At 73.5% G+C, this 21,566-nt stretch carries 18 protein-coding genes; 11 read left to right on the top strand and 7 right to left on the bottom strand.

Annotated features, from left to right (window positions below; all coding sequences use genetic code 11):
• Nucleotides 1-128 precede the first annotated feature (128 nt).
• The gene (gene sepH, locus ACIBG4_RS06340; protein ID WP_397200938.1) at nt 129-2,993 is read left to right on the top strand and encodes a septation protein SepH; all 2,865 of its coding nucleotides are present in this window, start codon (nt 129-131) and stop codon (nt 2,991-2,993) included.
• 71 nt (nt 2,994-3,064) lie between these two features.
• Here the strand turns inward: sepH and ACIBG4_RS06335 are convergent, their stop codons facing one another.
• Complete coding sequence (locus ACIBG4_RS06335) at nt 3,065-4,699, bottom strand: PH domain-containing protein (RefSeq protein WP_397200937.1); 1,635 nt, start codon at nt 4,697-4,699, stop codon at nt 3,065-3,067.
• Nucleotides 4,696-5,217, bottom strand: coding sequence for a PH domain-containing protein (locus tag ACIBG4_RS06330; protein WP_310710923.1), 522 nt, complete (start codon nt 5,215-5,217; stop codon nt 4,696-4,698). Before ACIBG4_RS06330 ends, ACIBG4_RS06335 begins: the two co-directional genes overlap by 4 nt.
• Nucleotides 5,218-5,508: 291 nt before the next feature.
• Between ACIBG4_RS06330 and ACIBG4_RS06325 the strand changes: the two genes are divergently transcribed.
• The 3 genes from ACIBG4_RS06325 (at nt 5,509) to ACIBG4_RS06315 (ending at nt 10,157) form a co-directional block, all read left to right on the top strand.
• Nucleotides 5,509-6,036, top strand: a complete 528-nt coding sequence (locus ACIBG4_RS06325) for a YbhB/YbcL family Raf kinase inhibitor-like protein (protein ID WP_355452785.1) — start codon at nt 5,509-5,511, stop codon at nt 6,034-6,036.
• A 183-nt stretch (nt 6,037-6,219) separates the two neighbouring features.
• Nucleotides 6,220-7,767: a hypothetical protein gene (locus ACIBG4_RS06320; RefSeq protein WP_397200936.1), complete on the top strand. Its 1,548-nt coding sequence runs from the start codon at nt 6,220-6,222 to the stop codon at nt 7,765-7,767.
• Nucleotides 7,768-7,928: 161 nt separating this feature from the next.
• Nucleotides 7,929-10,157 carry a SulP family inorganic anion transporter gene (locus tag ACIBG4_RS06315; RefSeq protein WP_397200935.1) on the top strand — a complete coding sequence of 743 codons (2,229 nt, stop codon included), beginning with the start codon at nt 7,929-7,931 and terminating at the stop codon, nt 10,155-10,157.
• Between the two features lie 62 nt (nt 10,158-10,219).
• Here ACIBG4_RS06315 and ACIBG4_RS06310 read toward each other — a convergent pair whose 3' ends face one another.
• Both ACIBG4_RS06310 and ACIBG4_RS06305 read right to left on the bottom strand, forming a co-directional pair.
• Nucleotides 10,220-10,867 (bottom strand): response regulator transcription factor, encoded by a 648-nt coding sequence (locus tag ACIBG4_RS06310; RefSeq protein WP_355450628.1) that lies wholly within the window; start codon nt 10,865-10,867, stop codon nt 10,220-10,222.
• Nucleotides 10,864-12,375, bottom strand: a complete 1,512-nt coding sequence (locus tag ACIBG4_RS06305; protein ID WP_397200934.1) for a sensor histidine kinase — start codon at nt 12,373-12,375, stop codon at nt 10,864-10,866. The genes ACIBG4_RS06310 and ACIBG4_RS06305 overlap by 4 nt, the downstream gene beginning before the upstream one ends.
• Before the next feature lie 109 nt (nt 12,376-12,484).
• Between ACIBG4_RS06305 and ACIBG4_RS06300 the strand changes: the two genes are divergently transcribed.
• The gene (locus ACIBG4_RS06300; RefSeq protein ID WP_397200933.1) at nt 12,485-13,651 is read left to right on the top strand and encodes an alpha/beta hydrolase family protein; all 1,167 of its coding nucleotides are present in this window, start codon (nt 12,485-12,487) and stop codon (nt 13,649-13,651) included.
• 105 nt (nt 13,652-13,756) lie between these two features.
• On the opposite strand, the gene ACIBG4_RS06295 is transcribed toward ACIBG4_RS06300, so the two are convergent.
• Nucleotides 13,757-14,815, bottom strand: coding sequence for a helix-turn-helix domain-containing protein (locus ACIBG4_RS06295; protein ID WP_397200932.1), 1,059 nt, complete (start codon nt 14,813-14,815; stop codon nt 13,757-13,759).
• A 250-nt stretch (nt 14,816-15,065) separates the two neighbouring features.
• Here ACIBG4_RS06295 and ACIBG4_RS06290 point away from each other — a divergent pair, with 250 nt between their 5' ends.
• Nucleotides 15,066-15,656: an RNA polymerase sigma factor gene (locus ACIBG4_RS06290; protein WP_397200931.1), complete on the top strand. Its 591-nt coding sequence runs from the start codon at nt 15,066-15,068 to the stop codon at nt 15,654-15,656.
• A gap of 41 nt (nt 15,657-15,697) precedes the next feature.
• The gene (locus tag ACIBG4_RS06285; RefSeq protein WP_397200930.1) at nt 15,698-16,165 is read left to right on the top strand and encodes a peroxiredoxin family protein; all 468 of its coding nucleotides are present in this window, start codon (nt 15,698-15,700) and stop codon (nt 16,163-16,165) included.
• A gap of 35 nt (nt 16,166-16,200) precedes the next feature.
• Here ACIBG4_RS06285 and ACIBG4_RS06280 read toward each other — a convergent pair whose 3' ends face one another.
• A complete protein-coding gene (locus tag ACIBG4_RS06280) occupies nt 16,201-17,208 on the bottom strand; it encodes an alpha/beta hydrolase (RefSeq protein WP_397200929.1) in 1,008 nt (335 codons plus the stop codon).
• Nucleotides 17,209-17,231: 23 nt separating this feature from the next.
• A complete protein-coding gene (locus ACIBG4_RS06275) occupies nt 17,232-17,966 on the bottom strand; it encodes a serine hydrolase domain-containing protein (protein WP_397200928.1) in 735 nt (244 codons plus the stop codon).
• A 289-nt stretch (nt 17,967-18,255) separates the two neighbouring features.
• On the opposite strand from ACIBG4_RS06275, the gene ACIBG4_RS06270 reads away from it, so the two are divergent.
• Genes ACIBG4_RS06270 through ACIBG4_RS06255 form a run of 4 tightly spaced genes read left to right on the top strand, consistent with a single transcriptional unit; the run spans nt 18,256 to nt 21,380 of the window.
• The gene (locus ACIBG4_RS06270; RefSeq protein WP_310710911.1) at nt 18,256-18,669 is read left to right on the top strand and encodes a helix-turn-helix transcriptional regulator; all 414 of its coding nucleotides are present in this window, start codon (nt 18,256-18,258) and stop codon (nt 18,667-18,669) included.
• 9 nt (nt 18,670-18,678) lie between these two features.
• Nucleotides 18,679-19,482, top strand: a complete 804-nt coding sequence (modA, locus tag ACIBG4_RS06265) for a molybdate ABC transporter substrate-binding protein (RefSeq protein ID WP_397200927.1) — start codon at nt 18,679-18,681, stop codon at nt 19,480-19,482.
• A 6-nt stretch (nt 19,483-19,488) separates the two neighbouring features.
• Nucleotides 19,489-20,352: an ABC transporter permease gene (locus ACIBG4_RS06260; RefSeq protein ID WP_397200926.1), complete on the top strand. Its 864-nt coding sequence runs from the start codon at nt 19,489-19,491 to the stop codon at nt 20,350-20,352.
• Entirely contained in the window at nt 20,349-21,380 is a 1,032-nt protein-coding gene (locus ACIBG4_RS06255; RefSeq protein WP_397200925.1) for an ABC transporter ATP-binding protein, read from the top strand. Before ACIBG4_RS06260 ends, ACIBG4_RS06255 begins: the two co-directional genes overlap by 4 nt.
• The last annotated feature ends 186 nt before the right edge of the window (nt 21,381-21,566 follow it).

The raw sequence follows: 21,566 nt of genomic DNA, 5'->3' as shown, positions 1-21,566 counted from the left end.
CATCGCCCCGGGGCTATCCCAGGAAGGCGATGTTCGGACATGCCGGGTACGGTGCTGGCAGGCAACCGGCACACGCGAGAGACTCAAGGGTCCGGGGGAAGAATGGCGACGCTGACGAAGGGACTCGCATGCAGGAGCTCCGACTCGTCGCGGTAAGTGAGGACGGCACCTATCTCGTGCTGGCGACTGCCGGGCGAGGCACCCGCTTCACACTTCCCGTGGACGACCGGCTCCGTGCTGCCGTCCGCGGCAACTTCTCCCGTCTCGGCCAGTACGAGATCGAAGTGGAGAGCCCGTTGCGCCCCAAGGAGATCCAGGCGCGCATTCGCGCCGGAGAGACCGCGGAGGAGATCGCCGCGACCGCCGGCATCCCGGTCGAACGCGTCCGCTGGTTCGAGGGGCCGGTGCTCCAGGAACGCGAGTACGTCGCCCAGCAGGCGCAGCGCGTCGCCGTGCGGATGCCCGGTGAGTCCTCGTCCGGTCCCACCCTCGGCGAGCTGGTCGCGGAGCGGCTCACGCGCCGCGGCGTGCCCACCGACGAGATCGACTGGGACTCCGCCAAACGCGACGACGGGCTCTGGCGGGTCAAGCTCGGCTACGTGTGGAACGGTCACACGCGTCACGCCGAATGGCTCTTCGACCCGCGCCGCCGCCACGTGGCGCCCCACGACGACGAGGCGCTGCGCCTGTCGTCGGCCGACTTCGACCCGAGCCCTCCGGTGGAGGACACGACGGTCACGCCGTTCACGCCGCGGGTCGCCAAGCTGCAGCCGGTGCCGCCGCTCACCTCGGACCCGGTGCCGTTCCCGTCGGTGGTGCGGCGGGACCCGGAGTCCGAGGAGCCCGCCGTGGGCTTCCAGTCTCCGGCGCGCGGCGCTGAGTCCATCTACACGCGCCCGCCCACCGACTTCGGCTACGACCGTTCCTCCACGTCCGCGTCTTCTCCGGGGGCGTCTTCTCCGGGGGCGTCTGCTGCGGGCACGTCTGCTGCGGGGACGTCTGCTCCAGGCACGACGGGTGGAGGCTCGGCGGATCGCGACCCGGCGAGTGACCCGGCGGCGGAGCACGGGGCCGCGGGCGCGAGCGGCGGTGCCGCCGCCGACCGCGCGGCCGCGCAGGCACGCCCCGGCGACGCCTCGCGCCGTGGCGCCTCTCCGGCCTGGCTGCCGGACTTCGGGCAGGCACGTACGGGCGACCGCGCCACCGGACACGACGCGGAGGCGTACTACGCCCCGTCCACGCGCGACACCACACACCAGTCCCAGCCGCGTCCCGCGGACCCGGCCCCGGACCAGACCCCCGCCGCTCCGGCCGACCAGCCGACCCCGGCGTTCCCGCCGGCACCTCCGGCCGACCAGCCGACCCCGGCGTTCCCGCCTGCCACCGCGTTCCCGCCTGCCATCACGTATCCGTCGGATGCGGGCTTGACGCCCGAGGCCGCCCCCTCGGAGCCCACCGAGACGGAGCCGGCACCCACCGCCGCCGCCCAGGACACCGCCGAACAGACGACAGCCACAGCCGCTCCTGACCAGGCGACGCCCACGGCGTCTCTTGAGCAGGCGACGCCCACGGCAGCCCTTGAGCAGGCGACGCCCACGGCAGCCCTTGAGCCGGCGACGCCCACGGCCCCGCAGGACACCGCCGCCCCGGCCTCTCCGGAGGACGCTCAGTCCGTGACGACCCAGCCCTCCACCCAGGAGGAGCCCACGCCCGTCACCCCGGCCACGCCGGCACCGGTCGCCGACGAGCAGCCGACGGACGGCGACGTCCCCGCGCCCGCGCAGGCGACGACCTCCGAAGGGCCGCACACCACGACCTCCGAGGCCGCGCCGCCCACGAGCTCCGAGGCGGCGCAGACCGCGACCGCGCAGACCGAGCCGTCAGTCACGGCACAGCCCGAGACCGTCCCGGACGCCGCCACGCACCCCGCCACCGAGCCCGCCGGGACGCCCGCCACGCAGCCCGCCACCGAGCCCACCGACGCGCCCGCCACCGAGGCTGCCAGTGCTCCCGTCACGGAGCCCACCAGCCCGCCCGCCGACGCGCCCGTCGCGGAGCCGGAGCCGGTGGCGGAGCCCGTCGCCGAGACGCCCCCGGTCGACACGGCGGTCGTCAGCGATGCCGCCACCGAGACCGGTGACCAGGCAGTGGCCGCCACGGCGGCCCCCGCCTCGTCTCCGGCCGCCGAGCCCGCGAAGCCCGGCGAGCCGACGAACACCGAGCCCGCGAAGGCAAGCGAGCCTACGAACACCGACCCCGCCAAGACCAGCGAGCCTACGAACACCGAACCGGCGAAGACCGAGCCCGCGAACACCGGCGAGCCCATGAAGACCGAGCCCGTGAAGGCCGACGAGCCCGACGCGGACGCCGCCTCCGGAACGCCGGCGCAGACCACGGCGGTCCCCGAGGAGTCCAAGCCGCCCGTTCCCAAGCCGAAGCCCGCCCCGGCCCCGGTCCCAGTCGCGGTCCCGGCGGCGAGCGTTCCGGCCGGCAGATCAGGAGGCGACGCCCCGGCCCAGGAGGACACGGCCGAGACCGCCCCGTCCGAGGATGAGCCGTCGAAGAGCCGGCAGCCCGTCGCCGGGACGCCCGAGAGCGACACCTCCAAGAGCGACGCAACCGAGACCGACACGCCCAGGGAAGAGACCACCTCCAAGGCCGAGGCAGCCAAGGAGGAGCCCGCCGGGCGCGAGACCGCCGAGGACGAGCCAGCCAACGACACTCAGGCCAAGGACGGGCAGACCCAGGACGGGCAGACCCAGGACCCGCCGGCCAAGGGCGACGAGCCCAAGCCCGAGCCCAAACCCGAGCCCAAGCCCGACACCCGCAACGACAAGGGCAAGCGCGGACCGGCCAAGGACGGCCCACCCGTGCCTGTGCCGTCGCCGCCGCCCGCGCCGGCGGCCCGGCAGGCGCGCAAGGGTTCGCGGGGCCGTCGCGCCTCGGTGCCCACCTGGGACGAGATCATGTTCGGCGCCCGCCGCCAGGACTGACGGAGAAGGCGACATCCTGGGCGACGCCTACGCCACGGCGTCCCCAGGACCGTCCCCGCCACGCCTACCCGTCACCTGGACCCGTCGCCGTCGCCGGGCGCGTCAACGGCACCGCCGGATGCGGCCGGACCCGGCGCGGCGGCCCCGGCCAGGAAGGGCGCCAGCCAGTCCGGTGTCACCTCGGCCGGCAGCCCGGTGGCCTGGGCCCGGGACACGTCCACCGCCGCGTAGCCGCCCTTCCCGGCCCCGACCCCGGCGATCAGCGTGAACACGCCGGCCCGCCGCTGGAACCACGTCTGCCTGATGCGCCAGCCCACCACCGCGCGCCGTTCGACCACCGCCTGCGCCCGCCGGACCGAGCCCGAGCGCACCGCCAGCCGTACCCCGTCGTAACCGTGGCCGAGCGAGTGGTAGCGGTCGATCCCCAGCGGCACCCCCAGGCCGGCCAGCAGCAGCGCGGGCACGGCAACGAGCAACCACAGCGGCGACCCCGTCACCGCCTCCCCCAGCACCGCCAGGACGGCGAGCGCCGCCCACGGGGAGACGGCGCGGAACAGGCGCCGGTTGCGCGCGATCGGCGGGTGAGGCCGCAGCTCCGCCCGGTAGGGGCCGATGGCGTCGGCCGTGACCTGGACGGCGACGGCCCGAGGGACGTCCGGCAGGAGCTGGCCGCGCGTCGAGGAGTCGCCGAGCCCCGTCACGATCGCCCAGACGCGCGCGACCCCGGCCCAGCGCTCCGCGAACCCCTCGACGATCTCGTACCCGCGCACCCGCCTGGACTCCAGTGTCACGCTGCGCCGGTTGATCAGCCCCCGCTCCGCCACGAGGTAGCCGTCGCGGTCCATGAGCCGGAAGTCCCAGTTGAACACCGCGTACATGACGCCGCCCGCGAACGGCATCGCCAGCACGAGCAGCACCGCGACCCCGAGCAGCAGGTACGGGTGGTGCCAGAGCCATTCGCCGGCCGTCCAGGCGGCGTCGCGGCCGAAGCCGAGGTCGTCGCCCCACTGGAACGCCAGCCCGACGGCGCCCCCGGCCAGCGCGAACGGGGTGAGCAGGTACGCGCCGGACAGCGGGCCGTACAGCAGCCACACGCGCGGCACCCCGATGATCGTGCGGCCGGCGCCGGAGCCCGGCGCGACGGGCGGCCGGTCGGCGGACGCAGCCTGCGGGCCGGCGGGAGCCTCGGCGGCGCGGACCTGGCGCAGGAGGACCGCCTTGAGGCGCTCGGCCTCCGCGAGCGTGACGCCGTCGAGCCTGCCCTCCTCGTCGCTGCCGCTGGCGCCGGTGTCGACCTTGAGTACGGCCAGGCCGAGGAGCCGGTGCAGGGGCGGGGTGGACACGTCGACGCCGCGGATGCGTTCGAGCGGGATGGTGCGGACGGAGCGGCTGACGAGCGAACGCCTGATCTCCAGCCGGTCGCCCAGCACCTCGTACGTGAGCGTGGCCCACCTGACCACGGCGAACGCGACGGTGCCGGCGAGGCCGACGGCCGCCCAGACGTACGAGCGGCCGGAGAAGCCGCCCACGAACAGGAGGCCGACCAGCGGCAGCAGCAGGGACGGCACCATGCGCACGGGGTCGATGAGCAGCACCTTGGGGCTGAGCCGCAGCGGAACGCGGGGCCCGCTCGTCAACGGCCCCGGAGGCCCCGGGGCGCCTTCGGCGGAAGGCGGGTCCTGGGGCGGCTGGGCGGGGGCGGTCATGTCGCGTCGTCCCTGAGCTCCTCGGCGCGGTGCGCCAGCCGCTCGGCCAGCCCCGCCGCCACCTGGTAGTCGAGCCCCTTGATGGTGGACGAGCCCGCGTGGGAGGCGGTGCGGATCTCCAGGGTCGCCAGCCCGAGGGCGCGTTCCAGCCAGCCCTGGGCCTTGTCGACCGTCTGGATGCGGCTCACCGGCACGAACACCCACTCCCTGGTCAGGAACCCCGTCCGCGCGTACACGACGTCCCCCGACAGCTCCCAGCGGTGCACGGCGTAGCGCACGAAGGGCTCCGCCAGCAGGAACGGCGTCGTCAGGACGCCCACCACCACGGGCAGCAGCCACGGGTGGTCCGCGAACCAGGCGGGCACCCACGACCACCCGCTGCCGCCGACCCACCCTCCGGCCAGGAGCGATCCTCCGATCAGCAGCACGAAGGCGATCAGCGCCTCCATCAGCCAGAGCCTGACGGCCTTGGGCGAGACGCGGTGCGCGGGATCGCGTAGCGGGCCAGTTGGGGTCACGCAAACCAGCTTAAGCCGCGCGGTGTCCCGGCGATCTCCCGGCGACCGTCCCCTGTGGACGACGGACGGCCGTTCGCGCCGCGCCTCTTCTTCGGGGAAGGTGCCGAGAAAGGTGAAGGTGGTGCCCGCCTGCGAGTTCACCGGCTTGATGTCGGGTTTCCCGCCCCTTTGACGCTCTTTACCGTTGACCGACCTTCGCGAAACGGTCGGCGCACGCCTCATGGCCGCGTAGCATCATGCGACATGGGGCTGTGTAACACGACTGGACGCATGGGGCCCTTCGTTGTCTCTGTGACAGCGGTGACGGCCATGCTCGCCTTGTCGGGATGTGGCAGTTCCTTCCTGGTGGGCCGGTCCGAGGCCAAGGAGATCGCGCAGATCAACGTCTCCAGCCCCGAGCTGCGTGAGGGCGAGCCGCTCCCGCGCGAGTACTCGTGCGAGGGCACCGAGGGCAGCCCGCCGCTGCGCTGGTCCAGCGAGCCGCTCCCCCAGGCGAAGTCGATCGCGATCGTGGTCGACTCCCACACGCAGTCGGAGTCGGCCGTGCAGTGGGTGCTCTACAACATCCCCGCCACGACCACCGAGCTGGGCCCCGGCGCCTCGGAGACGCCTCCGGACGGCTCCGCCCAGGCCCGGGTGACCAGTGGCAAGGTCGGCTACCAGCCCCCGTGCGCGCGTAACGTGAGCTACCGCTTCACGGTCTACACGCTGCAGGGGAAGGTGGAGGCGAAGAAGGACGCCGCACTCCCCGAGATCCTCAAGGAGATCGCCGGCAAGACCATCGCCAGGGGTCGCCTGACGGCGGTGAACATCGAGTGAGACATCAAACACTCGGTGTAGTAATCGTTACCAATTCTTCGCTTAGGGTGTGACAACGCTCGCAGTGGTCCGACACAATCAGATCCAATTGTCAGGCGCTGGTGATCAATGGGGGCAGGTCGCGTCGATGGCCGCGCGATCTCACCGGTGCCACAGGGAGGCCATGGCTTTGAGGGTGGTGCAATGATCGCGGTCGTAGTCAGCTTGGTCGCTGTCGTGCTCCTCGTGCTCGCTGTCGTGGCACTGGGCATGCGTTCGATGAGCAAGCGGGAGAGCTCGCTTCCTCCGGAGCGGCTGAAGCAGATGGCCGAGAAGGAGGAGCAGACCCACGCCAGGTCCACCGACGAGTTCGCCGCCCACGAACCCCGCATGAACAACTTCAGCCCCGACTTCAGCCCCATAGACGAGGTGAAGGCCAAACCGGTCCGCACCGGTCAGCGCGGTAAGCGCGGCGTCGACGAGTGGGGCAACCCGACCTCCGACGACGAGGACGAGGAGTTCTGGGCCAACATCCGCAGCGACGCCACCGAGGGCGGCTTCGGCGCCGGGGGCACCGTGGCGGCGCGCAAGGGCGCCTCCCGTCCCGTCGAGCGTGACGAGCGCGAGCCCGAGAGAGCGGCCGGCCGTGAGCGGCCCGCCGGCCGGGAGCGCACCGGCGAGCGCAAGCGCCCCGCCCGCCGCGAGGCCGCCGTCGCCGACCCCGACGCCACCACCGTCCAGGCGCCGCTGCCGCAGCGGCCCTCCAGGCGCGAGGCTCCCGTCCCCGCCCCCACGGCCGGCCTCGCCGACCTGGTGGAGCCGGTGCAGCCCCGCCCCGCCCCCTCGGCGTCCGACCTGGCCGACCAGCGTACGGTGACGTTCTCGGCCCCGCCCGCCGACGTCATGTCCATCCTCGGGGTCGGCGCCCAGCCGGTGCCCTCGCGCCGTCCCGACACGCTGTCCTCCGGCGGCTCGCTGTCCACCAACGGGACGCCCGCCACCAGCGGCTCCTTCCCCGCCGTGGGCTCCACGGGCTCCCTGTCCAGCAACGCGTCCACGGGCTCGTTCCCCGCCACCGGCTCGTTCGCCGCCGCGGGCGGCGCGTTCACCCCGGCGAACAGCGGCTCCTTCCCCGCCACTCCCGTCGCGCCGATCCACGGCGCGCCGACCAGCGACCCGTTCCCGGCCGCCTACAACGGCGCCGACGCGCTCGACGGCACCTGGACGACCCCGGCGACGCCCACCACCTCCGGCTCCTGGCCGTCGCACGACATCCTGGACGACGCGCCGGCCCCCGCCCCCACTCCCGCCCCCACCCCCGGTCCCGCCGGGTCGTGGCCGGCGTTCGAGCCGCAGCGGCCGTCCGGCTCCTATCCGACGTCGTACGAGGTCCGCCCCGGCTGGGCCGTGGCCGACGACTCCGACCCGCTGACCGGCCCCTCGCCGGCGACGGGTGTCCCCACCGCTCCGGCGCGCGCGGTCTCCGCCCACGACGACGTGCTGTCGGCACCGTCCGTACCACCGTCCATCGCGTACGAGACGGGCGACTTCGCCTCCGCGGCCGGCCAGGCCGGCGGTCCGGGCTGGCCCGAGTCGCCGTCCAGCGGCGGCACGGGCGGCTGGCCCAGCTACAACGAGATGTACGGCACGCCCGAGGCGGGCCGTACGAGCCAGAACGGCGGCGGTCGCGGCCGCCGCCGGGCCACCCCGGCAGCCCCGGCCGAGCCGGACCTTCCGGACTACTACCGCTGATCCGCCACCGGGGCCGCCTGCCCGGCCCCGGTCCCGGTGCCCGCTCAGGGCCCGGCCGCTGGTGTCCGCAGCCAGGCGCGCCGCCGTGTCAGCCCTGGATTGCGTAAAGCCCGACGACGACCCTTCGAGCCCCGCCCCGGCGGGGCACTAGGGTTTGCCGCATGACCGGCGACACTCACAGTAACGCGCTGAGGACTCTCAGGTACGATGTGCCTGCCTCGCTCGTGGTCTTCCTCGTCGCGGTGCCCCTGTCCTTGGGGATCGCGATGGCCTCGGGTGCCCCCCTCGCCGCAGGTCTCGTAGCCGCCGTCGTGGGCGGCATCGTGGCCGGAGCGCTCGGCGGCTCCGTCGTCCAGGTGAGCGGGCCCGCCGCCGGCCTCTCGCTGGTGGTGGCGGACCTCGTCCAGACGTACGGCTGGCGGGCCACCTGCATGATCACCCTGCTGGCCGGAGCGGTCCAGCTCGTCCTCGGCCTGCTGCGGGCGGCGCGGGCGGCGCTGGCCGTCTCCCCCGCCGTGATCCACGGCATGCTGGCCGGCGTCGGCGTGGTGATCGCCCTGTCCCAGCTGCACATCGTGCTCGGCGGCAGCCCGCAACGCTCGGCCCTGGCCAACATCGTGGAGCTGCCCGCGCAGGTGGCCGCGATGCACGGCCACACGGTGGCGGTGGGGCTGCTCACGATCGCGGTCCTCGCCCTGTGGGCCCGGCTGCCGAAGCAGGTCAGGGTGGTGCCAGCCCCGCTCGCGGCGCTGCTCGTCGCCGCGGTGACCGCGTGGGCCTTCCAGTGGGACGTCACCCGGGTCGACCTGTCGGGCAGTCTCGGCGCCTGGCAGTTCCCGGTGCTGCCGCAGGGCGACTGGCACGAGGTGGTGGCGGCCGTGCTGCTGGTCGCGCTGCTCGCGGGCGTCGAGTCGCTGCTGTGCTCCGTCGCCGTCGACGGGATGCACGCGGGGCCGCGCGCCGACCTGGACCAGGAGCTGACCGGGCAGGGCGTGGCCAACATGGTCACCGGCGCGCTCGGCGGTCTGCCGGTGGCCGGGGTGATCGTGCGCAGCACCGCCAACGTCAAGGCGGGGGCGCGTGGCCGCTGGTCGTCGATCCTGCACGGGGTGTGGGTGCTGGTGTTCGCGCTGGGGTTCGGCTGGACGATCCGGCTCATCCCGATGGAGGCGCTGGCCGCGCTGCTGGTGTTCATCGGCGTGCAGATGGTCAACCTCGGGCACATCCGCAAGGTCCACGGCCACGGCGAGGTGCCGGTCTACGTCATCACCATGCTGGCGGTGATCGTGCTCGGCCTGGCCGAGGGCGTGGTGGCGGGCCTGGCGCTGGCCGCGGTGCTGGCGCTGCGGCGGCTGACGTGGGTGACGGTCAAGACGTACGAGCCGGTGGACGGCGGGCGGTGGCACGTGGCGATCTGCGGGTCGCTGACGTTCCTGGGCGTGCCGCGGCTCACCCACGAACTGCGCGCCATCCCGCCACGCGCCGCGGTGGACCTCGACCTGAACATCGACTTCATGGACAACGCCGCCTTCGAGGCCATCCACTCCTGGCGGCTCAACCACGAGCGGTCCGGTGGCACGGTGGAGATCGACGAGATGCACGACGAGTGGTACGCGCTGGCCGCGAGCGGCGCCCGCATGTATCCGGCCAAGACGCCGCTGGCGGCGCCCGACCGGTGGTGGCTGCCGTGGGCGCACCGGCACCACCGGCCCGCCCGCCACCCGGAGCCGTTCCCGGAGCCGAAGCTGGGGCCGCCCGACCGGCCGGAGTGCCGGCTGACGGCGGGGGCGCGGGAGTTCCACCGGCGTACGGCGCCGCTGGTGCGGCCCATCCTCACCGAGCTGGCTCACAAGCAGCAGCCGTCGCACCTGTTCATCACGTGCGCCGACTCGCGGGTCGTGCCGAGCCTCATCACGGCGAGCGGGCCCGGCGACCTGTTCACGGTCCGCAACATCGGCAACCTGGTGCCTCGCCGGGGCGCCGAGCCGCACGACGACTCGGTGGTGGCGGCCATCGAGTACGCCACGCAGGTGCTGGGCGTGCACACGATCACCGTGTGCGGGCACTCGGGTTGCGGGGCGATGGCGGGGCTGCTGAGCGGCGGCGTGAAGGCCGGCAGCCTGCCGGGGATGCGCCGGTGGCTGCGGCACGGCCACCACAGCCTGGCCAGGTTCATCGAGAACGCGGAGGAGCCGCTCGACGCGCGGGCGCTGGACCAGCTCTGCCGCGTCAACGTGCAGCAGCAGCTGGAGAACCTCCGCACCCACCGCAAGGTCGACGAGCAGGTACGGGCGGGACGGCTGGAGCTGGTCGGCCTGTACTTCGACATCGGCTCGGCCCGGGTCCACATGCTGCCGCCGCTGCCGTCCACGATGGCGGTCAAGATCTGACCCCGTGCGCGTATCCCTCCGCGGACCGGGCGGCGCAGGGGGTCAACGTCGGCGGGCCACCCTCAACCCAGATCGGCGTCGTGGACCAGAATGGCCGCCTGGACCCGGTTGGCCAGTCCGAGCTTGGCCAGTACGCGGCTGACGTGGGCCTTCACCGTCGCTTCGGTCAGCTTGAGCTCGCGGCCGATCTCGGCGTTGGACAGCCCGCGGGCCACGGCCCTGACCACGTCCTCTTCCCGGGCGGTCAGCGACGCCAGCCGGCCGCGCGCGATCTCGGCCCGGGACGGCCCTCTGCCGGCGAACGAGCTGATCACCCGTTTGGTCACCGTGGGCGACAGCATGGCGTGCCCGGCCGCGACCGTGCGCACGGCGGCGGCCAGCTCGCGCGGCGGCGTGTCCTTCAGCAGGAACCCCACCGCCCCGACCCGCAGCGCCTCGTGAACGTACTCGTCCAGGTCGAACGTGGTCAGCATGACCAGCTTGGGCGCTTCCGGCGTGTCCATCAGGCGTGCCGCGGCGGTCAGGCCGTCGGTGCCCGGCATGCGGACGTCCATGAGGACGACGTGGGGCTTGAGCCGGGCGGCGGCGGACACGGCCTCGTCACCGTCGCGCGCCTCGCCGACCACCACCATGTCGCCCGCCGCCTCCAGGATCATCCGCAGCCCGGACCTGACCAGCGCCTCGTCGTCGACGATCAGAACCCGGATCATGGAGCCGGTATCCGGGCCAGCACCTGAAACGCCTCCAGCCCGACCCCGTCCCGGACCCCCGCACCGTTCTGTGGACCGGCCTCGAGCCTGCCCCCGGCCAGCTCGACACGCTCCCGCAGCCCGACCAGCCCCCACCCGGACCCCGGCAGCCCACCGCCCCGTTGACCCGGGCGTGGCCCGCCCTCGCCCCGCGGGTCACTATGGTCCGGCGGCCCGCTGCCAGGCGCGGACGGTGCCGTGTTGCGGACCACCACCTCCAGGTCCGCGGGCAGATAGCGGACGAGCACGTCTATCCGGGTGTCGCCTGCGTGCTTGTGCGCGTTGGTCAGGGCCTCCTGGATCACGCGGTAAGCGGTGCGCTCGACGGTGGAGGCCAGGGGGCGGACGACTCCCTCGTCGTGGCGGTTCACCACGACGCCCAGCGCGCGTGACTGGTCGAGCAGCCGGTCGACGTCGGCGAGCGTGGGCTGCGGATGGCGTTCGGCCCCACCTGTCGCATGCTCACCCGACGCGGAACCACTCGTGGTGTCCCGAACCCGTACGGAATCGGCGGCCTCCGCCTGATCCGCTGCGGGACCGGCGAACGCGGCGCGGAATCTCCCGGCCGCATCGGCACGCGGCTCCTCGGCGGAGCCGGTGGAGGGGCGGGCCGAGTCCCGCACGCGATCCCCCGTGCCGGAACGTGACTCCCGCAGGGGATCCCCGGACCCCTGACCCGGCCCTCGTACGGGCGGATCCGTGGAGCGCAGCACCCCGAGGACCTCGCGCAGGTTGGTCAGTGCCTCGCGGCCGACGCGGCCGATGAGGGCCGCGGCCTCGGCCGTGCGCCCGTCCGGCGCGCCCACCTCCAGCGCCCCCGCGTGCAGCACCATCAGCGACACCCGGTGCGCGACCACGTCGTGCATCTCCCGGGCGATGCGCGCGCGTTCCTGCGCCCGGGCCTGGTCGGCGCGCAGCACCTGCTCGCGCCGGAGCTGGTCGGCCTGGTCGCGCATCGCGTCGATGACCTGCCGCCGGGCCCGCGTCCACAGGCCCGCCACCAGCGGCAGGCCCAGCAGCGCGCCGCCCATGAGCACCACGTTGGCCGGGGTGCCGGCGACCAGCATGCGGTAACCGCCCCCGAGCCGGGAGACGACCCCGCCCGTGAAGAGCACGGCGACCGCGCCACCGCAGTAGAGCCACACGGCGCGCCCGCGCAGCCGCGTGCCCGCGTAGTAGGAGGCCGCGGCGGCGGCCGGCCACATGACCAGCCACACCTGGGCGACGGCGCCCACCACGGCGAGCAGCCACAACCCGCGCCCGTTCACCCGGCCCGGTGACCGCTCCTCCACCGCCACGAACACCGCGGCCGCTCCCGACGCGGCGGCCATCGCCGCGGGCACCGGCCAGGGCAGCCCCGTGGCGACGCCCAGCGCGCCGGAGGCCGAGGCCATGGACAGGACGAACACCATCGCGCCCAGCGCCCACGGCGTGATGCGCTCGATGACGCTTCCATCGCCGTACGTCATGGCCCGAGGTTATCGGGGGTTCGGGCGACCGGCCCCCTACGAAAGTCGAGGGTGCTCCGTCTCTTTCGAGGGGGATGGTGCAGCCCGCTCGTCCAGCAAGGTGAGCGGCATGAGAAAGACAGCCATCGCGGGCCTCCTGCTCGCACTCACCTGTGCCGGCACCACGACGCTCATGCGACCCGCCCCGGCAGCCGCCTCGCCGGGTGCCGGCGGGCGCTCCACGTCCGTCGTCACGCCGGCCCTGCCACGGCCGACGGGTCCCCATCCGGTCGGCCGCTCGACCCTGCACCTGGTCGACTCAAGCCGTCCCGACCCGTGGGTGCCCGACCGCAAGGCCCGGGAGCTGATGGTGTCCGTCTGGTATCCGGCCCGCGCGGCCACGGGGAAGCCGGCGCCGTACGTCACGCCCCAGGAGTCAGAGCTGATCCTGCGCGACGTGCCCCAGCTCAGGGACCTGCCGCCCGACACACTCGCGAGGACCACGACGTACGCCCGGGTGGACGCCCCCGCGCTGGGCAGCAAGGGTGGCAGGCCGCTCGTCGTGATGTCCCCCGGCATGAAGTTCCCCCGGGCGACGATGACCTCGCTGGCCGAGGAGTTCGCGAGCAAGGGGTACGTGGTCGCGGGCATCGAGCACACGTACGAGTCCGTGGCGACCACGTTCCCGGACGGCAGGACGGTCACGTTCGAGGCCGGCAAGGGCGGCAACACCCCGGAGCTGGGCGAGAAGGTGGCGCGGGTCCGGGCCGCGGACACCGAGTTCGTGCTGGACCGGCTGGCCAGGGCGGGCCGCTGGAAGCGGCTGATCGACGAGCGCAGGATCGCGATGGTGGGCCACTCGGTCGGCGGGCAGAGCGCCGCTCACCTGCTGCCCCTGAGCGGGCGCATCCGGGCCGCGGTCAACCTGGACGGCTCCTACAACCCCGCGACCCCCGCGAAGCCGATCAGCAAGCCGTTCATGATGATCGGCAACCCGAGGCAGCAGCCGAGCACCAGCGGCGAGAAGGGCTCGTGGGACACGTTCTGGGAGCACGTGACCGGCGACGGGAAGCGGTGGCTGACGGTGACGGGCGCCGAGCACTCGAGTTTCGTGGACTACGCGGTGCTCCAGCCGCAGCTCGGCCTGCCCGCGTACCCGATCGACGGCGAGCGCTCGCTGCGGATCACCCGCACGTACGTCACGGCGTTCCTCGACGCGCACCTGCGCGGCGAGCGCCGTCCTCTCCTGGACGGCCCCTCGGCTGCCTACCCGGAGGTGAAGTTCTGGGGTTCCTGACCAGTTGACGGCCGCCGTCGGCGACGCTCGCACCGCGAGCCGTCCGCACGGCGACCCGTCGCTACGGCGTGCCCCCGTACGGTGATCCGCTTGTCCGGTGTGCCGTCAGGCGGGGGCCGGGCCCGGTGGTGAGGGCGCTTGCGGGTCCGGGTGACGGAGCAGGCGTCGTACGGCGAAGGCCAGCTGCAGCCGCAGCCGTCCCTGAGGGGTGCGCACGTTCCAGCCCAGGAGGTGCTCGCCGCGGGTCAGGCGGTCCAGCAGGGTCGAGTGGTGGATCGTCAGCTCGCCGGCGGCGGACCGCACGCTCGCGGCCTGGGCGACCGCGTGCAGCGTGGCGAGCATCCAGGGCGCCGCCGCGCCGGCGCGGTCGAGCGCCCGGACGTCGGGAACGTCCTGCCGGCCGCCGGGGTCCACCGCCGCGGCCAGGAGCTCCAGCGCACCCAGGTCGTCGGCGTACACCACCCGAGGGCCCGGGTCCTGCTCCGTGCCCTCGGCCGTGAGCCGCAACGCCAGACGCGCCGAGCGGAACGACCCGGGCAGCTCCAGCACCGGAACGGCACGGCCGACCCCGAGCCGCTCAGGCGGCCCCTGGCCGGTGCCCGGCTCGGGGCGCACTGTCGTGCTCCGTTCGATCCGGGCGCCGCCGCCGGCCACGGCCACGGCTCGGAACAGCGCGTTCTCCTCCAGCTTGAGGGTGCGGGCGGCGCGCAGCCGGGCCTGGTCGGACGCGCCCGGGTTGAGCAGCAACTCCACCAGGGCGGGGTCCTCGCGTGGCGCGCGGCCGGCCGCCCCGCCCCAGGCGCGGTCCAGGACGCCACGCGCCGCGACGGCGGCCCGTTCCAGCACGATGGCGTCGATGGGCCCGGCAGGCGTCGGGCGCTCCAGCCACAGCCGGGCCGAGCCGCTCCGTACCCGCTCGGTCGGCCAGCCGGGATCGGGTGGGGTGGCGGCGTCCTCGTGCCGCCCGTCGGGCAGCGCTCGGATGCGCAGATGGCGCTCGTCGTCGACGAGGCGGGTGGGGCAGCCGGCCAGCACGGCGGCCGCACGGACGATCGCCTCCAAGCCGGCCCGCGTCTCGCCGAGCCGGTCGAAGTAGGCGATGACCTTGACGGCCGCCCCGGCGTCGGGATCGAGCGCGGATACTCGCCCCACGAGGTCCTTCATCGGCTCATTCTGCCTCACCCTGAAGGTGGAGCGGCTCCGCTCCAGGGAAACGGACCGGGCTGAGGTCTGGCGTCGGGCCGCTCCGTGTGCGCCCGGCGAGATCAGCTCTGATTCCGGCGAATCCTTTCGCGGTGTGGGGGCCTCTTATGAGGTGATGGCCACACTAGGTAGGAGATGGGGATGGGTGACGTCGTGACGCCGGCGACGCGGCAGGCGCTCGTCAGGATCTGGTTCCGGCGACAGCGAGGGCGTGGACGTGGCTGACCGAGCTTGGGCGAGCACGCAGCTCATCAAGGCGGCGCAGGCCGGCGATCGCGAGTCGATCACTGCGGTGCTCCATGGCGCCCATTCCCACGTGCGGCGCTTCGCCGAGCATCTATGCGCGTCTCCGCAGGATGCCGAGGACGCCGCGCAGGAAGCGCTGATCATCCTCTACCGGAAGATCGGCTCACTGCGCGCCACCGGGGCATTGGCATCGTGGATGTTCAGAATCGTCCGGAACGAGTGCCTGCGCCGCGCGCACATGCTGATCGAGCGCGATGACGAGGCCGAAGCCGGTCTGGCGACGTCGGCCGAGGACGAGGCCATCCAGCGCCTGGAAGCCGAACGCGTCGCGCAGGCGATCCAGGAGCTGCCCCATGTCCAGCGCAGAGTGTTGATCATGCGGGACGTACTGGGCTACCCGGGGCGGAGAGTCGCGGAGTCGCTCGGCTTGAGCAACGCCGCGATGAAGTCCCAGCTGCACCGGGCCCGCACCAGCCTCCGGCTCAGCCTGGGCGGCATGACCGGCCCCGCCGAAGGCCCGCATGACTCCGGACCCACCACCGCCCGGCCTGTGTAGACCGCATTCCCACAACCCGAGTTCGAAGAGGAAGTCCCGTCATGCTCGAAACCGGATCACCCGCGCCCGACCTTCTGCTGGAGGACACCGACGGCCGGACCGTCCGCCTGTCCGACCACCGGGGCGGTCATGCCGTGCTGATCTACTTCATGCGGTCCACGACGTGCGCGATCTGCAACAGGCACGTCCAGGACCTCGTCCGGTGCCGCGACGAGCTCGCAGCCGACGACGTTCAGGTGCTTGTCGCGGTTCCCGAGGACCGTCAGGAAGCGGCCGCGTGGAAGGCCAGGCGCCAGATCCCGTTCCCCGTCGTCGTCGGCCGCCGGGACACCCCGCACGAGATGATCGGCCTGAGCAGGAAGGTCTTCGGCTCGCTGCAGCAGTCGGGCAGCATCCTCGTCGATTCCCAGGGCGTCGTCCGCCACGCTCACGGCGCCACCATGCCCACCGGCAGCTACGACAAGAAGGGGATCACCGCGGCCGTCCGGGGTCTGCGCTCCCCCGCCTGACCGGACGTCGTCGTCCCGGGCGGGGTCGAGCGTCGTCAGGCGCTCAGGAGGCGGCGCAGCCAGCGGAGGCGGGCCGCCTTGGCGTCCTGGGAGATGGCGGCGTGCGGAACCATCCCGTCGAACCCGTGGAACCCGCCCGGCCACACATGCAGCTCCGCCCGTCCGCCGGCCTGCCAGATGCGTGAGGCGTACGTGACCGCCTCGTCGCGGAAGGTCTCCGCCGAGCCGACGTCGACGAACGCCGGTGGCAGGCCGGACAGGTCGTCGGCGCGCGCCGGGGCCGCGTACGGGGACACCTCCGGCCCGCCGCGCCGCTCGCCGAGCAGTGCCGTCCAGCCGGTGTGGTTGCTGACGCGGTCCCAGACGCCCAGTCCGGCCATCTGCACGGCGGAGGGGGTGTCGTTGCGGTCGTCGATCATCGGGCATATGAGGAGCTGGCCGGCCAGGGCCGGGCCCTTGCGGTCGCGGGCCATGAGGGCGAGCGCCGCGGCCAGTCCGCCACCGGCGCTGGCGCCCGCGACGACGATGCGCTCGGGGTCGATCCCCAGTTCCTCGGCGTGCTCGGCGGTCCACACGAGGCCCGCGTAGCAGTCCTCCACCGGCGCGGGGTGCGGGTGCTCCGGTGCGAGCCGGTACTCCACCGACACGACCACGAGCCGCAGCTCAGCCGCCCATCCCAGGAGCTCCTCCATGCCGACGCGGTTGTCGCCGGCGATCATCCCGCCGCCGTGCGTGTGGTAGAGCGCGGCCAGCGGCGTGTCCGCTCCCGCCGGACGGCACACCAGCAGGGAGATGTCAGGGTCGCCGGCAGGGCCGGGCACCGTCCGTTCCTGGACGTGGAACGCCCCTCCCCTGGTGAGGTCGGTCTGGATGGTGAAGCCCGCCTCTGCCGCCCCGGATCGCAGCGTGCTCAGGACGTCCGTGGTGATCGACGGGGGGATGTGCTCGTTGATCAGCGGCAGCGCCGCCGCCAGCTCCGGGTCGAACGGCGGCGGCGCGCCCACGGTGGAGCCTGGCTGGCGGGAAGGCGGGTCGGTGCTCATGAGTCCCTCCGGTCTCCGGGGCGTCACAGCCGTTCGGCGGCGCTGTGCATCATCATGGGCGGGGGCGGACGGATGATTCGACCGCGACGTGGCGGATGTTGCCCGCCATCTGGCGGGCATCCGGCACAGGCGCATGTCATGGGTCCCGGCGGGGCATGCCGCGGGGTTCTGGTAGGTGTAGTCGACGGGCCGGAGCGTTCCTTTCCGTGCGGCGGCCCGCATGCCGGCGGGGTACGGCTTGTCGACCATCCCGTAGGAGGATCCCGCGGTGTCCAGACCCTCGTCGGGTCGGCATCCAGCGCCGCCGCCAGCTCGGGCGCGTCCGTGTAGGTGTCGAGGCCGCTGCGCATCTTCAGCAGCTCGGCGATGGTGATGTTCCTGCCGTTGGGCGCATCCGGAACGTATGCGGACACCGGGTCGTCGAGCCGGAGCTTGCCGTCCTGGGCGAGCAGCACGATCAGCGCCGCCGTCATGGTCTTGGTGTTGGAGGCGATCCGGACATAGGTGTCCGCGTCCGGCGGCGTCCGCGCGCCCAGCTTCGTGGTGCCGGCCGTCGCCACGAAGCTCCCCTGCGGGGTGCGTAGCAGGACCACCGCGCCGGGGACCAGCAGCTTCTTGGCGGCGGCGGCCACGACGGCCTGCAACGCGGCGGGGTCCATGCGCTTCAGCGCCGGCCGCCCCGGTGCGGAGGGGGCGGCGGTCGGCGTGCCGGGCTGCGAGGCATGGGCCGGCCCGATCGACGTGTCCGGCAGCGCCATGGTCGTCGGCCCGGAAGTGCCTGAGCAGCTCGCGATCGAAAGGGCGAGGCAGGAGGCGATCGCAGCGACACGGACGGGGCGCGCTCTCCCGGGACGGTGTCCTCCGTGGCGCGTCCTCGGTCCGTTCTCAGCCCGGAGAACTCCCATCGTCGCCATCAGCCCGCGGCGGGAGACACCAAGGGTCGTGACGCCGGCTCGTGGATGCCATGGCGGAGCGGTGAATCACGCCGCTGATGCGGGGGTACTCAGGTCTTCAGCCTGGCATGTGCGGCGGGTATCGTGAGGGCTTGTGACGACGTTCCGGATCAGCGAGGCCGCGGCTCTGCTCGGGGTCAGCTCCGACACGGTCCGCCGGTGGGTGGACGCGGGCCGGCTGGGGGCCGGGCGGGACGAGCACGGCCATCGGCGGATCGACGGCGCCGACCTGGCCGCCTTCGCCCGCTCGCAGATCGAGGAGGACGGCGATGGTGGCCGCTCCTCGGCGCGTAACCGCTTTCGCGGGATCGTCACCGAGGTGATCCGAGACGCGGTGATGGCACAGGTGGAGCTCGCCGCCGGGCCGTTCCGGGTGGTGTCGCTGATGAGCCGCCAGGCCGCGGACGAGCTGGGCCTGGAGGTGGGGGTGGTGGCGGTCGCCGTGATCAAGTCCACCAACGTCGTCGTGGAGGTTCCCGGTCACGAGCGCGTGGCCGGTCATGTGTGAGGAGCCCCCTTGGTGTTCAGGCGTCTCTCCCGATGGACGATCGCCGTGCCCGTCGCGCTCGCGCTGGCGGCCCTGTCCGGTTGCGGCTCCGGCGCGCCGGCCACGTCCGCGGCTTCGTCGGCGCCGGCCGCCGGTGGCGGGGCCAAGGAGGTGACGGTGTTCGCGGCCGCGTCGCTGACCGGGACGTTCACCGAGCTCGGCAGGTCCTTCGAGGCCGAGCACCCGGGTACGACGGTGAGGTTCAACTTCGGCTCCAGCGCGACGCTGGCCCAGCAGATCGTCCAGGGGGCTCCGGCGGATGTGTTCGCCGCGGCGAGCCCGGCCACGATGAAGACGGTCACCGACGCGACGCCGGCGAGTTCGCCGACCACGTTCGTGCGCAACAAGCTGCAGATCGCCGTACCGAACGACGATCCGGCCAAGGTGGACGAGCTCAAGGACCTGGCCGATCCCAGGGTGAAGGTGGCGTTGTGCGCCGAGCAGGTGCCGTGCGGGGCGGCGGCGGTCAAGGCGCTGGACGCGGCCGGGCTCAAGGTCAAGCCTGTGACGCTGGAGCAGGACGTCAAGGCGACGCTGACCAAGGTCGAGTTGGGTGAGGTGGACGCGGCGCTGGTCTACCGGACCGACGTGATCGCCTCGGCGGGCAAGGTGCGGGGCATCGAGTTCCCGGAGGCGGACAAGGCGGTCAACGACTACCCGATCGCCGCCCTCGCCGATGGGCCCGCGGGTGACCTGGGCAAGCAGTTCGTCGACCTGGTGCTGTCGCGGCAGGGCAAGGACGTGCTGACCAAGGCCGGCTTCGAGGGTCCCTGATCCCGGATGAGCTCCTCTGCGCCGGAACAGCTCGGCTCGGCGGGTCCGCGTGGCGGGCCGGCCGGGAGTCCGGCCGCGGGCCGCGAGGTCTCCGGGCGGCTGCCGTGGATGCTGGTCGTGCCCGCGCTGGTGGGACTGGCGTTCCTGGTGCTGCCGCTGGCCGGGCTGCTGATCCGCGCCCCCTGGTCCACGCTGCTGCGGCGGCTGGCCGAGCCGTACGTGCTGGAGGCGTTGCGGCTGTCGCTGGTCTGCGCCACCACCGCCACAGCCGTGTGCCTGCTGCTGGGGGTGCCGCTGGCCTGGCTGCTGGCCCGGGTGTCGTTTCCCGGGCGGCGGCTGGTCCGGGCCCTGGTCACCGTGCCGCTGGTGCTGCCGCCGGTGGTGGGCGGCGTCGCGCTGCTGCTGGTGCTCGGGCGGCGCGGGCTGGTCGGGCAGTGGCTGGATGCCACCTTCGGGATCACGCTGCCGTTCACCACGGCGGGCGTGATCGTCGCCGAGGCGTTCGTGGCGATGCCGTTCCTCGTGATCAGCGTGGAGGGCGCGCTGCGCGGGGCCGACCAGCGGTTCGAGGAGGCCGCGGCCACGCTCGGCGCCTCGCGCTGGACGGTTTTCCGGCGCGTGACGCTGCCGATGGTCATGCCGGGCGTGGTGGCCGGGGCGGTGCTGTGCTGGGCGCGGGCGCTGGGCGAGTTCGGCGCGACGATCACGTTCGCCGGCAACTTCCCGGGCACCACCCGCACCATGCCGCTGGCGGTCTACCTGGCCTTGGAGACCGAGCCGGAGGCGGCGATCGTGCTCAGCCTGGTGCTGCTGACCGTCTCGGTGATCATCCTGGCCGGCCTGCGCGACCGGTGGGTGAGCGCGCCATGACCCTCGACGCCCGGCTGGTGGTCACCAGGCCCGCCTTCACCCTCGACATCGCCCTGGAGGTCGCCCCCGGCGAGGTCGTGGCGCTGCTCGGCCCCAACGGTGCGGGCAAGACCACCGCGCTGCGTGCCCTGGCCGGACTCGCCCGCACCTCCGGCGGTCAGATCCGCCTGGGTGGCAGGCCGTTGCACACGCTGCCCGCCGAGAGCCGCCCGATCGGCATGGTCTTCCAGGACTACCTGCTCTTCCCGCACCTGACGGCGCTGGACAACGTCGCCTTCGGACCGCGCTGCCAGGGCGTGTCCAAGGCCGAGGCCCGCCGCACCGCCGCCGCGCTGCTGGAGCGGGTCGGCCTGGCCGACCGTGCCGCCGCCAAGCCGCGGCAGCTCTCCGGCGGCCAGGCCCAGCGGGTCGCGCTCGCCCGCGCGCTGGCCGTGCGGCCCGAGCTGCTGCTGCTGGACGAGCCGCTGGCCGCGCTCGACGCCCACACCCGGCTGGAGATCCGCTCCCAGCTGCGCCGCCACCTGGCCGACTTCGACGGCGTCACCGTCCTGGTCACCCATGATCCGCTGGACGCGATGGTGCTGGCCGACCGGCTGATCGTCATCGAGAACGGCGTCATCGTGCAGCAGGGAACCCCGGCCGAGGTCGCCCGCCGTCCCCGCACCGACTACGTCGCCCGCCTCGTCGGGCTCAACCTGTATCGCGGCGTGGCCGACGGCCCCCGGGTCAAGGTCGGCGAGCTGCCGCTGCACACCTCGGAGCAGCTCGGCGGGCCCGCGTTCGTCGCCTTCCCGCCCGCCGCCGTCGCCCTCTACCGAACGCGCCCGGACGGCAGCCCCCGCAACCTGTGGCAGGCCCGCATCGACGGCATCGAACGGCACGGCGACAACGTCCGCGTACACCTCGACGGCCCCATCACCGCCTTCGCCGACATCACCCCCGCCGCCGTCGCCGACCTCGACCTTACTCCCGGCCAGCAGATCTGGGCCTCGGTCAAGGCCACCGAGACCCACGCCTACCCCGCATGAACGAGCTCCGCCGGGCGGCGACGCCATTCGTCTCGGCGGACCCTGCATGGTTTGCTCATCCACGTCGAGCAGGACATCGGCATCCCGCGTGCAGGGCAACGGGGTGAACACCTCCGTCAGATCCCGCGCAGACACCAGCACTCGGGAACAACGGAACAGCCGTCCGATCGATCGACGCCACCCCGA

The organism is Nonomuraea sp. NPDC050383 (assembly GCF_044459125.1).
In the GTDB taxonomy this organism is placed as follows: domain Bacteria; phylum Actinomycetota; class Actinomycetes; order Streptosporangiales; family Streptosporangiaceae; genus Nonomuraea.
This window is presented reverse-complemented; position numbering and strand designations above follow the sequence as displayed.